This window comes from Fulvivirga sp. AWR4_260 (assembly GCF_056158185.1).
Genome location: NZ_JBSWSU010000015.1, coordinates 2,876,654 through 2,889,642, shown reverse-complemented (window position 1 = coordinate 2,889,642; position 12,989 = coordinate 2,876,654). Strand labels below are relative to the sequence as shown.

The window sequence follows — 12,989 nt, the reverse complement described above, 5'->3', positions numbered from 1 at the left end:
AAATGTGTGATTAGAAATGAGCACTACATGAAGAGTAGCTACAACATTCATTAAACCAAGTAGTGGGCCGATGAATGTTATAAATAAGTTAGTGATATCGGTTTGTATTGAGAATTAGAAGCAAGTGCTATCTGCACCTGTGTATAAATCTGGGGCAAGATTTATAATTAAAGGTTCAACTAATTTTGGCTAGTGATTTATAAATAGCTGATTGTAAGAGTAAATGGATGAAATAGATAAATCAGGTTTGCTCAAAATGGTAGGAAGCTACTGATAAACTTATGTAATTAAAACCTTGGGATTGCTTTAATTTGTTTAAAAATTATTAATAATATAAATATAAATTGATTTCAATTTATTTATTCACTTCTATGGTGATAATTTATTTAGTTTCGATTTGACTATAAGTCTTAAAATTGACAAGGAATATGTAACTATAAAATAGAGGTAAAGTATTGACTAATAGCTAATAGTAATGAGGGGCGCTTGAGGGGGAGGGGAGAGATGTAATGATCATGTAAGTATAAATGAACTTATAAAGAAAAGTATATATAATAAAAGCCTCTGAAATCCAGAGGCTTTTATTATCTTATTTAGCCCATTCTGACCACATGTCGTTAAACATGCTTAGAGCAAGATCATTTTTTTTGTCCAATTCTTGCCATTGAGCGTCAGTAACATTATACTTTTCTGTATATTCTTTAATTACATCAGCAAATTTCTCTTCAGTAAGTTCAGCCCACATTTCATGGCTATGGCTTAACTCTTCCTCTATGTGGTGCTGGCCAAAATAGATCAAATTATCGAATATGGAAGTTGCTTCTAACTGTTTTTGATAGCCTTCAATGAAGATTTTGTAAGCGAACTCTAGCACTTCAATAATAAGCATGGCCTCTAAAGGGTTCTTAGCAGTTTGCGCCATGTGAATAAATTTATGAGAAGTCATACGAGTTACTTCTCCTGCATTACCCCACAATGCATCTCTGCCAATTGTGCCACTAATTTCAGAAGCATTAGCCAATGTGCTAATATCTTTGAAATACCATTGCCAGTGATTGCCATCTTCTTCTGCGTGATGTGCTATCTCATCACCTAAGTCATCATAACCTTTAAATTTCTCAGAAAGTAAAAGTAAGATGTCTTTAAAAGACCCAACAAAAAATTCCATTTTAGGAACAAAGAAAAAAGCGCCTTTTTCCTGGATAGAAGAAAATAGAGCATGTGCACTCAATGTTTTTTCCCAGTCCTTAAATGTTTGCTGGATGTTTTTAGTTGTAACGTTAGCTTCCATATAAAAAATTAAGTTGTGTTTATTGCTTGGCCCATACAACGGCTTCATCAAGCGTATCGAAATATTGCATTTCTACTTGCTCTACACCGTTGTTAGCACTGGTCATTGAAGCCATACCAAAAATATCTTTTGGCTTCACAAAACCGATGCGTCTTATACCACTTTTCATAGCAGTAGGGAACCACTGATCTTTCACAAAATTTTGTGATTCCTTATTCATTACTTTTAGCGTTTCAATATCTACAATTACAGTCTTAGACTTACATCTATTTAATAGAGGCATGCTGTCTTTAGATGTTTTTATAAATTCATCGCTACTCACAAATCCATCATAGTGCATTAGCACATAATCAAGATTGCCATCCGTAGCATGAATGGTGAAGTGTTTTAATTGAGAATCAGAAACTTGATGTTTTTTCGCGATGTCTTGTAATAAACTCATGTCTAAAAAAATTAAATTAAATATTAAAAAATAGTGATTGATGACATAACTCAATTGCATTATTACTGATCTTATTCTTTGCGATATGATAAGAAAAATAATATCCAATATAACGGTTTCTAACAATTGAGAACAATTTTTTTTAAAGAAATAATATGAGAAAATTGATTTTTTTTGACAAAAGGTAATATCAAATCTTATTTATGTTTGTAAATAATTGATTTACAGGAAGATGTGAAAATTTGTAAATTTTAAGCGTTTCTTACACGGAAATGAGTCGAAAAATTGCTGTTTGAAGTAATATATTACCCTCCTTATGTACAACTCTCTGATTTCTAGTAAGCTGAAAATTTACTTTTTTTAAGATATAGGTTATTTAATAAATCAGACTTAATTCTCCTTATATAAGTACTGCTAATGAGTGTTAGTTCAGTATTTAACTAGATGAAGGTTAGTGTGTAAATTGTATTAAAAAGAGAATTTATTTCTCAGCTTTTAAATTATTTAGATCGAATATTGTGCTATTTTCATGTAAGAAAACAGACTAAAATTAACCATAACTAAAAGCTGTATCGTTTTAGTTATGGTTAAAGTAATTAGAGTATCTCCGCTTTATTATGAGTTAATTTGTAGTTGGTTAGTTTCCCCACCAGTTAAGATTCCAGCCGCCATTGACAGCTTTAATAGCAAGCTTATGTTGTCCTGCGGGTAACCAAACTGTTTGTGATATTGTAGTCCAGTTTTGCCAGCCTCCAGTGTTAGGTATGTTTACCGTGCCGTACACGGTACCTCCTCCATAAGTTTCTAATTGCAGGCTGCCATCAGAGGAGGTACTCGCTACTCTATAATTGATAGTGTAGTTCCCATCCTTTGGCACATTTACATCGTAAGCCATCCAATCATTGCTTTCTATATAGCCTATGTTTTGACCGCCTTCATTACAGTCTTCGGATTGTATGCCTTCCATGTCAAAATAACTTTCAGCTTCAATGTGCGGAAGTGAATTGTTGCCATTACCACCTTTTTCAAGTTTAGTCCAACTCAGGTTGTCGAAATAGATATATCCATCTTCGGGCGACTTCCAGTAATCTTGGCTACCACCTCTAAAAGTATGAAAGGTTATTTCTCTCACCAGCCTTTTGGCATCGTTGGTAGTCCATCTTATGGGCATACTTACTACCGTTTGACCGTTTATTTTCATTTCTACTAGTCCATCAGTATTGGATCCAGTGTTGCTTTCTACATGCATGTAAACGTGATACCACGTAGCTTTTTGAATGTAAAATTTCTTGCCAAAGTCATCTCCATATTCCCACGTCTGGTCTTTAAAGTATACATAAGGCTTGAGGTAAACAGACCCATTATCGTTATACCACATCATGCGAAGAGTTCCTCCATTGCCATCCCAGGCAGGGTCACCACCTGTGTTACCATCTCCTATGTGAAAGCCAAAGCCCACTTTGCCACCACGGCTCCAGTCAAACTGACTATGAAACATCACATCGTATTCCATTTCGTAGGCGTCTCCATCAGGTACATCAATATTTACAATGTTACCTCCTGCGCCCGATAAAGCATTTTTTAGTAGGGTAATTCTGCATCTGCCATTGGAGTTAAAGCATCGGCTCTCTACCCAGTTACCTCTCAAATTACCAAAATCACTCAAGGCTTCGTTGTAGCTGTAGGTGTCATGAGCTCTATTGTCCCAGTTAACAATGTGAGTGTTGTAGAGCGCCCTCGCACTTGTGGTGCCAGAGCCTTCGAGATTTGCTTCTGGCATTACACTATCGGGTTCGCAACCAGATAGGGCTGATAACATACCTAATGCGGCAAGGGGTCCGCTTAGGTACTTCATTGATTTTAAATTTACTTTCATTTTAGTTGGGTTAAAAATTAATATATAATAGTTGTTTATTGGATTCTTTCTGTTGGTATTGATGTGCACTTTACAATGCAGTTTTATGCCAAGTACTACTAAATGGCACTGGCGATAATGATAAAGAGGCTAGAGCACCAGCTATTATATTGGCCATTTTGGCTCAGTAAAGATTTTGTTTACTTGCAATTGTAGTGCTTAGCTTCTGTGAGGGCTATAATCCGTAAATTATGACACATGATACTACAGGAAGTGACATAAAATTGGGGCAGCTGAAGTTCATTTGTTGGGAATTGGGTTTAGTGGAATAAGTTGGTTTTTAAGGGTTTTAGGTTTTATTAAGGATGAAAATAAATAATGATGAAGTACTTGTCAAGTAATAAATGTTGACAAATTTAAGTGTAAAAATAACGGTTGTGCATTCGATTACACTGCTAGATGTTAATATCTAGGTATAGAACATTATTAAGGGTAGGAATAGGTAGATTAAAAGGATTGAACCTTTACTGAGTTGGTAAAGGAATTTTTTTCTAAAATTATAATTTTTTATGATAGTAGAAGTTGGAAGGAAGGCCGCCCGTGTGCCAAAACAATATATTGCTACCTTGGGGTAATTTTTTATTCTTCACATAATTGAGCATTGCTCCGAAAGCTCTTCCTGTATATACTGGATCTAACATAATTCCTTCAGTTGTAGCAAGCACATTTAAACCTTCTCTTTCATTATCAGTAATAGTGCCATAACCTTCGTGGTCAAAATCATGTATTAGCTCAATGTCTTCCTTGTCAAATTTGTAAGGAAGCTGGAGAGCCTTAGAGGCGTTACGAACCAGTTGAAGAATGTGGTCTTCAAGAGTTTTGCCATCTAATTCTTCCTTATCAATACTTATAGGCATTAGTTTTGATGTGAGGTTGTAATGTTTTAACCCTAATAATAGGCCAGCCTGTGTTCCTCCTGATGAAGATGCAAAAAAGATATAGTCGGGTACCATATTCATTTGTTCTAATTGGTCTTTTAACTCAGATATGGCATTGAAGTATCCTAATGCGCCTGTTTCATCAGAGCCACCATAAGGTACTATGTAAGGGATTTTGCCATCAGTTTTAAGAGTATTGAACAAAGTTGGAATGTCTTCTCCTTTGCGGTGTTCACCTGTAAAATGGATTGTAGCTCCGCACATTTTAGATAGTAATAAATTGCCCTGATAAGCTTCTGGTTCGTAGCCCCCCAGCATAAGATGGCAATCTAAATTGGCCACGGCACAAGCAGCCGCAGTTTGCCTGCAGTGGTTTGATTGCTGAGCGCCACCAGTAATTATAGTATCAGCACCGCTATCTATAGCCTTTTGAATAATATATTCTAGTTTTCTGGTCTTATTGCCTCCGCTTGCTAACCCAGTCTGATCATCTCGTTTGATATAGATGTTGTACTCAGGGTAAAGTAGTGAAAGGTTGTGTAGCTTGTGGATAGGAGTAGGCAAAAAAGCCAAAGGAAATTTTTTGTTAATCATGATTTTTATGGCCTCTTAATTAATAACTATGTTCGCCCCACTCTTCAACCTCGTTGCCTGCATTGTCTTTTAGCTTGTTATAATACTTGCTGCGCATTTTTCCGGGAGTAAAACTCTCTACATAAAGCGCTTGTTGCTCATTGGCAAAATCTGTTGCTGTTATAGTATATTCATTTTTTGACATTGAAAACTCTTTATGTAGTATCAGGCGCTCATCTTTTAGGGTGTCGTAGGTTTCAAGCTTGGTGATGTTATTACTGCTCATACTTACCTGAATAATTTTAATACTGCCATCAGGGTATTCTATTTTGTTCTTACCATTTCTAAGTATTTCTTTGTGTGTGCCATCTTCATCTAGCCACACTTCTTTAGTAGTATTTGTATTGGTTTTTAAATACTTATAAAAATGAAGCTCACGGGCAATTACTATATCATAGGCTTTGCTATATCTGTTAATAAGTATAGTGCAACTGCTGATCGTTGTGGCAATAATAAAAACTGCTAAATACGAATTTTTAAGCATATTATGTACGAATAAAATTATGCAGGAAATAATCCTTTTTCTTTTGCTTCTGCTAGTTTAGCTTCCATATATTCCCAAAGTTGAGGAAATCCTTTTTCTATAGGAGGTTGTATTTTACGAACTACTGTGGCGTATGAAATGCCATTTTCATTCCAGCTTTGGCCATTGTTATTAATATTGAGTAGTGCAGGCATTACTCGATCAATGGCGTTGGCAAACTTTGAATCTTCCGTTTCGCCATTTTCAAATTCCTCCCACAGGGCCACAAATTTGGTTGCAGTCTCTTTTGGCAAGTAACTAAAAATGCGTTCTACGGCTTTAAGTTCATCTGCTTTCCGTTCTTTCCAGCCGCCTTCTACAAAAAACATGGTATCTCCAGTGTCTATTTCGCCAATGTCGTGCACTAGCAGCATAGAAATAACTCTATTAATATCTATTTTATTGTTGCAGTACTGACTTAAGGATAGCGCCAGTAGGGTGATTTGCCAGCTGTGTTCTGCCGAATTTTCATACCTTTCTTCGCAATGAAGCGGTTTTACTTTTCTAGTTACTGCTTTTAGTTTATCTACCTCAATGATAAAATCAATAACTTGTGATAATTCTTTTTGATCTATAGTTACATTCATGTGTTTTACTTTAAGTACTTACGAAGTTATAAGAAAAGTATGGATAGATGTTTTTATTTTAGTTTTAGAATTTTTACGAACGTGTGATGATAAGGTTTAAAGGAAAAAAGGCTTTCTGGTATGCATGAAGAAGATCAATTAGAAAAACATTATGTAAACAGGAGCGGCTGGATTAGAGCAGCGGTTTTAGGTGCCAATGATGGTATTTTGTCTACAGCGAGTATTGCCATTGGTGTGGCGGCAGCATCTCATAATAGGGAGTCAGTGGTAATAGCAGCCTTAGCAGGTATGGTGGCAGGAGCGTTATCTATGGCAGCAGGAGAGTATGTTTCTGTTAGCTCACAAGCAGATATAGAAAAGGCCGATTTAGAAAGAGAAGCTGTAGAGCTGGAGAAAATGCCAGAGCTGGAACTGTCAGAATTGGCTAAAATATATGAAGGTAGAGGTTTGAAGAAGGAGACTGCGCGATTAGTGGCTGAGGAGTTGACTGCTCATAATGCTTTGGAAGCACATGCCAGAGATGAATTAGGAATCAATGAAATAACTCAGGCTAAGCCTTTGCAGGCAGCTTTTGCATCTGCTGCAGCTTTTACTTTTGGGGGTATTTTACCTCTTTTGGTATCTATATTTTTACCTGTAAAATATATGGTGTGGTTACAGTATGGTTTTGCTATACTATTTTTGCTAATACTCGGTTCTTTTGCTGCCAAAGCGGGAGGTTCTAAAATAGGAATAGCCATTTTGAGAATAACCTTTTGGGGTACTGCCGCTATGGGTATCACTGCTTTAGTTGGCTACCTTTTTAATGTAAACGTGCTTTAAGTAATATACAAGTGAGTCTGAGGTGCTTGTTCAGACTCACTAAATGGTTATCAGGCAATTGAATTTTTTGTGGCTTTTAATGCTTCAATCACCTCATCAATATCAGGGCGGTAAGTATGGTCTTCGTTAGCATATGCATAGACAATACGAGCCTCTTCATCAATTACGTAAGTTGCGGGTATGGGCAGTTCTATTTGATCTGCATTGTTTTTCTTTTTAATGTCAACACCAAAACCGGCATATATCTTTTCTAAGTAAGGAGGGACCTTATATATAATACCAAAAGCCTTGGCAACACTATTATTATGGTCGCTTAGTACAGGGTATTGTAGTTTGTTTTTTTCAATGGCAGATAAGCTGTTGTCTGGTGACTCGGGCGATATAGCCATTAATGTGGCACCATGCGATTTAAATATCGGCAAGGCTTTTTGAAGAGCAATGAGTTGAAGGTTGCAATAAGGACACCATGTACCCCGATAAAAGGTTAATACCACTGGGCCTTTTTTTAAAGCTTCATTTAAGCTTGTTTTCACTCCTGTGGCGTCTGGTAGGGTGAAATTTGCTACTGTATCTCCAGTTTGCTTACTTTTATTGATTAACCCAGTAGATTGTAAACTAGCGGTATTTTTGTCTGTAGCTTCTACTGCTTGCGGGTTAATGGCTTTTACCTGATCTCTTAATGTGTTCAATTGTTCTTGTAAAGACATAGCTATAGCGTTAAAATGTTTTTACAAACTTATCTCCACACTTGATTATGATACATGCTCAATTTTCCTGATTACTTGTATATACTTCCCGATTGTTATTTATTTCTATTTTATTGATAAATAGAATAGAGATATTTATATCAGAATAAGCTCTGATAATTCTCCGCTTTAATTTCAAGGCAAATATCTACGCCTAACCGTTTATATTGAAGTAATACAGAACTGTGCAATACACGTTTAATAGCCTCTTTATAAATTCAACATTAAGTTAAATCTACTATATAAGCTATGAGATCATTATTGTTGTGTTGTGTTGTTTGTTGGGCTTTAATAATGCAAGCAGGTCTAATTTATGGTCAAATTGATTATACTGCTAATGATCAGATACCTGGTTATAATACACCATTTTCCTATGGCAGTGGCATGGGCAGTTATAGCGGTTGGGGTTTTGATGAAACCGCTGCTTTGGCCACAGGTATTCAAAGTGAAGACCTTCGGGGTGTAGGAGTAAAAACGTTGCGAATGGCTTTATACGAATTCTTTCTTGAGCAGTATGGATATGACATTCGACTACCCAATTATGAGACTATAAGCCAAAATGGAGGGCAGGATTTTACTGTTTTTGTGGGGTACCCATCAGAGGCACATAGAGACAATACCAAGTATTGTAGCTCTGCAGGAGAATCCAAATTATTTAAAAATATGTATCTGCCCATTTGGGACAATGGTGCCAATGGAACACCAGTAAACGATGACAATTATTATGCTTTGTACCTATATAAAATGGTATCGAGATATAAGGGGTATGTGAAATTCTGGGAAATATGGAATGAACCCGATTACGATTCGGGTGCCAACGGTTGGAAGCCCTCAGGAGTGGAGGGGAATTGGTGGGATAATGATCCTGATCCGTGTGCTTTGCCCTCTCTTAATGCACCACTTTATCACTACATAAGGCTGCTACACATCAGTTATGAAGTAATTAAATATGTAGATAGTAAAGCTTTTGTAGCTATTGGTGGTATTGGATCTGGCGGCTTTTTAGATGCAGTGCTTAGAAATACCGATAACCCTGATGATGGAAAAGTAACCAATGCATACCCTTTGAAAGGAGGGGCTTACTTTGATGTACTGAGCTACCATAGTTATCCGCACTCCGATGGCAGTTTGAGAACTTGGAATGCCGATGTGCAAGAATTTGTTTTTGAGAGACATTCCGATGCCGCAGCAGAAAGTGTGGTAAACAAATATGAAATGTTTGAAGAGGTGTTGTCCAACTATGGTTATGGAAGACAGTACCCGAAAAAGAAGGTCATTATAACGGAATGTAATATTCCTAAAAAGGCTTTTGGTGAATATATAGGAGGGAAGAAAGTACAGCGAAACTTCATGATGAAGGCATTAGTACTTACTCAAAAGGCCAGGATAAGCCAGTTTTATGTATATAATCTATCTGATGAGAAAAATTATGAGTCAACTGATAGGCCGCATGACCTGATGGGCCTATATCTTAATGTAAATGCTCAAGAACCATTTAATCAAACTACGGATGATTTAGGAATTACCTATAAAACAACGTCTGATTTACTATATGGCTATGTATATGATAAAGCTAGAACAGAGGCAATGAATATGCCTGAAGATGTAAATGGAGCAGCCTTTAAAGCTAATGATGGTAAATTTCGTTATGTTCTGTGGGCGCGTACTACTGCTGATAGGGTAGATTATGCTACAGCAAAATATTCATTTCCTTCTTCTTTTGGGTTAAATCACCTAAACTACATGAAATGGAACTACTCCTCAACAGGTAAAATGTTTGAGACTTCATCTACTAATATTGAACTGTCAGAGACTCCTATCATATTAGATAATCTTGTGGATGATAATAAAACAGGTCAATTAAATATTTTAGACACATTACCCTTTAATGTGTTCCCTAATCCTGTGGTAGATAAATTGAATATTGTCATAGATGATAACAAAGAAGAATTTAGGTCAATTACATTGCTAGATATTGATGGAAGAAAGGGCGTGGTAAAAAGTCAGGAGCTTCAATTAAATGCAGGCGTTATATCCATGGACGTATCAGACTTACAACAAGGATGGTATGTATTGTCTTTAGAGTCATACAAAAACAAATATTTTACTAAAGTGTATTTAAAATAGTAAGAATTTTTTCTGATGTAGAAATAATCAAAGGGTTTGAAATATAACTCTTTGATTGCTTTGTGATTGAAAATATAAGTTAAGCATTATTAGAAGTGTAAATAGAGGTAGAAAATGTATATTTACCGCTGCTTAATTATACACTATAACATATATCAACAACGTTTGTTAAAGAAAAATTCGAGCAAAGTTTTGAAGTACAGCTTATTTCAGCGTTATTTAAAGTCGAAATTTTGTAAAAGTCTTTACCGAAATCGTTTTGGTATATAAAAAGTAATTCATAATTCTTAAAGTATTCAATCTCAAATGAATTTTGCTACAATAGACATTGTCATCTTTGTATCCTACTGCCTTTTAATTCTGGGGATAGGATTGTACGTGTCCCGAGATAAGAAAGGACATCAAAAAAATGCAGAAGATTATTTCTTAGCGAGTAAATCGCTACCATGGTGGGCTATCGGAGCCTCTCTCATTGCTGCTAATATTTCAGCTGAGCAATTTATTGGTATGACCGGCTCTGGTTTTGCCGTAGGTTTAGCCATAGCCTCATATGAGTGGATGGCTGCACTAACCTTGCTTATAGTGGGTAAGTTTTTCTTGCCTATTTTTATTGAAAAAGGTCTATATACCATCCCCGAATTTATAGAAAAAAGGTACAGTACTAACCTCAAAACTATATTGGCCATATTTTGGTTGGCACTATACGTTTTTGTGAATTTAACATCAGTTCTTTACTTAGGAGCTAAGGCATTAGATACTATCATAGGTAATGGTGATGGTAATTTTATGATGTACAGTATTATAGGATTGGCCTTATTTGCTGCTGCATACTCATTATGGGGTGGATTATCTGCCGTAGCTTGGACAGATGTTCTTCAAGTAGTTTTACTTATAATTGGAGGTCTTATTACTGCGTATATCGCATTAGATAACTTAGTACCTGGCGAAGGTGTAATCGCTGGCTTAAAGCATATGTATGATGTGGTGCCAGAGAAATTCTCTATGATACTGGAAAGGGGAGAAGTCATGACGCCTAATGGGAAAGATGCTTGGTGGGATCTACCTGGTATTGCCGTATTAGTTGGTGGTATGTGGGTTGCTAACCTTTATTACTGGGGTTTCAATCAGTATATTATTCAAAGAACTTTAGCTGCTAAGAGCTTAAAAGAGTCTCAAAAAGGTATTGCTTTCGCAGGATTTTTGAAGTTAATCATTCCTTTAATCGTTGTTATTCCTGGTATTGTAGCTTATGTTATGCAAGCTGATGCTACAGGTCATGTTACTACAGATTCAGTAGCTTCAGGGTTCTTAAGTGCTGATGGTAACATCGCCAATGATAATGCTTACCCGTGGTTAATCAAAACTTTAGTGCCTGCAGGTTTAAAAGGCTTAGTGTTAGCTGCTTTGGCTGCTGCCATTGTAAGTTCATTAGCTTCTATGCTTAACTCAACAGCTACTATTTTTACAATGGATATATACAAGCCTTATATTAATAAGTCAGCTAACGATAAGCAAACTGTAAACGTAGGTCGTATGACGGCTGCTGTAGCATTGTTAATTGCAGTATTCATTGCGCCTGAGTTAGGTAGTTTAGGACAGGCATTCCAGTTTATCCAAGAGTATACAGGAGTAGTAAGTCCCGGAATTCTTGCGGTATTCTTAGCTGGTTTATTCTGGAGAAGAGCTACAAACAATGCAGCCATTATTGGTGTGTTAGTATCTATTCCTATTGCACTTTATTTCAAAGTGGCTCCTAACGGATGGTCTGATTCTGCTTTATTTGTGACTTTACCTTTCATGCACCAAATGATGATTACTTGTGCAGTATCATTATTAATCATATTAGTAATTAGTCAAATTGAAGGTAAAGGACAATACAACGAAAAGGGTATAGTTTTATCAAAAAGCTTATTTAAAACAGGTCCTGCTTTTAACATATCAGCATTTGCTATCTTAATTATTTTAGCATTCTTATATTCATTCTTCTGGTAAGATAGAATAAATACATCATAGAAGAAGGCGAGCCTATTTAAGCTCGCCTTTTTTATTTTTTAGGAGGTTGAGTTATAGGTTCTTTTGGCTGTGGAGTTATGGGCTCTTGTGGCGTGGGCGTAATCGGCTCCTTTGGAGGAAGCGGCTCGTTAGGCTGCTTGGGAAGCTTTTCAGGGTAATCTGGTATTGGTTGTTCTTCAGGTGGATTACCGTTTTTCAGTAGTGTGTTATCACTTTTCATATTTATATCTTTTTTGTTTATCTAGGTTAAGGCTCAAGCCTCATGCCGTTCTGCTTGCATTGTCGATCTTTTTTTTGATTTCAATTATTTTAGGTCAGATTTATATCAATACTAATTATTGTGTGATAAGATTTTTGAAGTATTTTTTAATATGTAATTATCTGATTTTCAGTTAATTAAAGTTAAGTTTTGTTTTTGGCCTTATTGTTGTTTAACTGTTTATATACCAATCAATTATAGCCATGAAAAAATATATACTAGGAATTTTGGTTTTAGCAGGTTTAGCAATGAGTTCATGTGATGTGGTAATAGTTGAGGAGCCTACACCTGTAGTTGTGTATGTAGATGCACGTGATAAATTTATTGGAGTATACGATGCCGAGGAATATAGTGCTACATATAATGCTTATTCATATTACACCATAGATATTGTGAAATTTTCAGGGCACCCCGGATCTATTTTAATAAGGAATTTCTACGGGGCAGGCATTGATGTAATTGCAGATGTTGAAGGAAGATATTTTAATATTCCGTATCAGTCGGTAAACGGATACGATATTGAGGGGGAAGGTTCCATCAATGGAAATCAACTCTCAATGAGTTACTCAGTGGAAGATTATGCTGGTCATTATATAATAGTGGATGATTGTAGCATAATAGCTTGGAGATAGAGCGAGTGAGTTAAATTGTTGTTGTGTCTTAAGCCTGTCCTTTTTTAGGATGGGCTTTTTTATTGAATTAGCATCCGTTTTTATGGGTTTTGAGTACATTTGTCGGATAACAAAAATCATA

Annotated in this window: 12 protein-coding genes; 4 read left to right on the top strand and 8 right to left on the bottom strand. The window is 36.1% G+C overall.

Annotated elements, in window-relative coordinates; translation table 11 throughout:
* Positions 1 to 589 precede the first annotated feature (589 nt).
* From ACXACQ_RS18500 to ACXACQ_RS18475, 6 genes are all read right to left on the bottom strand, one after another.
* Positions 590 to 1,291 carry a hypothetical protein gene (locus tag ACXACQ_RS18500; RefSeq protein WP_474977471.1) on the bottom strand — a complete coding sequence of 234 codons (702 nt, stop codon included), beginning with the start codon at positions 1,289 to 1,291 and terminating at the stop codon, positions 590 to 592.
* A gap of 19 nt (positions 1,292 to 1,310) precedes the next feature.
* Complete coding sequence (locus ACXACQ_RS18495) at positions 1,311 to 1,733, bottom strand: hypothetical protein (RefSeq protein WP_474977470.1); 423 nt, start codon at positions 1,731 to 1,733, stop codon at positions 1,311 to 1,313.
* A 637-nt stretch (positions 1,734 to 2,370) separates the two neighbouring features.
* Complete coding sequence (locus ACXACQ_RS18490) at positions 2,371 to 3,609, bottom strand: carbohydrate-binding protein (RefSeq protein WP_474977469.1); 1,239 nt, start codon at positions 3,607 to 3,609, stop codon at positions 2,371 to 2,373.
* A gap of 536 nt (positions 3,610 to 4,145) precedes the next feature.
* Complete coding sequence (locus ACXACQ_RS18485) at positions 4,146 to 5,120, bottom strand: 1-aminocyclopropane-1-carboxylate deaminase/D-cysteine desulfhydrase (protein ID WP_474977468.1); 975 nt, start codon at positions 5,118 to 5,120, stop codon at positions 4,146 to 4,148.
* A 19-nt stretch (positions 5,121 to 5,139) separates the two neighbouring features.
* Entirely contained in the window at positions 5,140 to 5,643 is a 504-nt protein-coding gene (locus ACXACQ_RS18480) for a hypothetical protein (protein ID WP_474977467.1), read from the bottom strand.
* Positions 5,644 to 5,660: 17 nt separating this feature from the next.
* The gene (locus ACXACQ_RS18475; protein WP_474977466.1) at positions 5,661 to 6,269 is read right to left on the bottom strand and encodes an HD domain-containing protein; all 609 of its coding nucleotides are present in this window, start codon (positions 6,267 to 6,269) and stop codon (positions 5,661 to 5,663) included.
* A 120-nt stretch (positions 6,270 to 6,389) separates the two neighbouring features.
* Between ACXACQ_RS18475 and ACXACQ_RS18470 the strand changes: the two genes are divergently transcribed.
* Positions 6,390 to 7,091 carry a VIT1/CCC1 transporter family protein gene (locus ACXACQ_RS18470; RefSeq protein ID WP_474977465.1) on the top strand — a complete coding sequence of 234 codons (702 nt, stop codon included), beginning with the start codon at positions 6,390 to 6,392 and terminating at the stop codon, positions 7,089 to 7,091.
* Positions 7,092 to 7,141: 50 nt separating this feature from the next.
* On the opposite strand, the gene ACXACQ_RS18465 is transcribed toward ACXACQ_RS18470, so the two are convergent.
* Positions 7,142 to 7,798, bottom strand: coding sequence for a peroxiredoxin-like family protein (locus ACXACQ_RS18465; RefSeq protein WP_474977464.1), 657 nt, complete (start codon positions 7,796 to 7,798; stop codon positions 7,142 to 7,144).
* A gap of 333 nt (positions 7,799 to 8,131) precedes the next feature.
* Here ACXACQ_RS18465 and ACXACQ_RS18460 point away from each other — a divergent pair, with 333 nt between their 5' ends.
* Positions 8,132 to 9,964 carry a T9SS type A sorting domain-containing protein gene (locus ACXACQ_RS18460; RefSeq protein ID WP_474977463.1) on the top strand — a complete coding sequence of 611 codons (1,833 nt, stop codon included), beginning with the start codon at positions 8,132 to 8,134 and terminating at the stop codon, positions 9,962 to 9,964.
* Between the two features lie 306 nt (positions 9,965 to 10,270).
* Positions 10,271 to 11,956, top strand: a complete 1,686-nt coding sequence (locus ACXACQ_RS18455; RefSeq protein ID WP_474977462.1) for a sodium/sugar symporter — start codon at positions 10,271 to 10,273, stop codon at positions 11,954 to 11,956.
* A 52-nt stretch (positions 11,957 to 12,008) separates the two neighbouring features.
* Here ACXACQ_RS18455 and ACXACQ_RS18450 read toward each other — a convergent pair whose 3' ends face one another.
* Positions 12,009 to 12,197: a hypothetical protein gene (locus ACXACQ_RS18450; protein WP_474977461.1), complete on the bottom strand. Its 189-nt coding sequence runs from the start codon at positions 12,195 to 12,197 to the stop codon at positions 12,009 to 12,011.
* Between the two features lie 242 nt (positions 12,198 to 12,439).
* On the opposite strand from ACXACQ_RS18450, the gene ACXACQ_RS18445 reads away from it, so the two are divergent.
* On the top strand, positions 12,440 to 12,868 hold the full coding sequence (locus ACXACQ_RS18445; protein WP_474977460.1) for a hypothetical protein: 429 nt from the start codon (positions 12,440 to 12,442) through the stop codon (positions 12,866 to 12,868).
* Positions 12,869 to 12,989 lie beyond the last annotated feature (121 nt).

What these genes read in the sequence shown, in the direction of transcription:
- ACXACQ_RS18500 (WP_474977471.1), bottom strand. Translation starts at nt 1,291, where the DNA reads ATGGAAGCTAACGTTACAACTAAAAACATCCAGCAAACATTTAAGGAC.
- ACXACQ_RS18495 (WP_474977470.1), bottom strand. Translation starts at nt 1,733, where the DNA reads ATGAGTTTATTACAAGACATCGCGAAAAAACATCAAGTTTCTGATTCT.
- ACXACQ_RS18490 (WP_474977469.1), bottom strand. Translation starts at nt 3,609, where the DNA reads ATGAAAGTAAATTTAAAATCAATGAAGTACCTAAGCGGACCCCTTGCC.
- ACXACQ_RS18485 (WP_474977468.1), bottom strand. Translation starts at nt 5,120, where the DNA reads ATGATTAACAAAAAATTTCCTTTGGCTTTTTTGCCTACTCCTATCCAC.
- ACXACQ_RS18480 (WP_474977467.1), bottom strand. Translation starts at nt 5,643, where the DNA reads ATGCTTAAAAATTCGTATTTAGCAGTTTTTATTATTGCCACAACGATC.
- ACXACQ_RS18475 (WP_474977466.1), bottom strand. Translation starts at nt 6,269, where the DNA reads ATGAATGTAACTATAGATCAAAAAGAATTATCACAAGTTATTGATTTT.
- ACXACQ_RS18470 (WP_474977465.1), top strand. Translation starts at nt 6,390, where the DNA reads ATGCATGAAGAAGATCAATTAGAAAAACATTATGTAAACAGGAGCGGC.
- ACXACQ_RS18465 (WP_474977464.1), bottom strand. Translation starts at nt 7,798, where the DNA reads ATGTCTTTACAAGAACAATTGAACACATTAAGAGATCAGGTAAAAGCC.
- ACXACQ_RS18460 (WP_474977463.1), top strand. Translation starts at nt 8,132, where the DNA reads ATGCAAGCAGGTCTAATTTATGGTCAAATTGATTATACTGCTAATGAT.
- ACXACQ_RS18455 (WP_474977462.1), top strand. Translation starts at nt 10,271, where the DNA reads ATGAATTTTGCTACAATAGACATTGTCATCTTTGTATCCTACTGCCTT.
- ACXACQ_RS18450 (WP_474977461.1), bottom strand. Translation starts at nt 12,197, where the DNA reads ATGAAAAGTGATAACACACTACTGAAAAACGGTAATCCACCTGAAGAA.
- ACXACQ_RS18445 (WP_474977460.1), top strand. Translation starts at nt 12,440, where the DNA reads ATGAAAAAATATATACTAGGAATTTTGGTTTTAGCAGGTTTAGCAATG.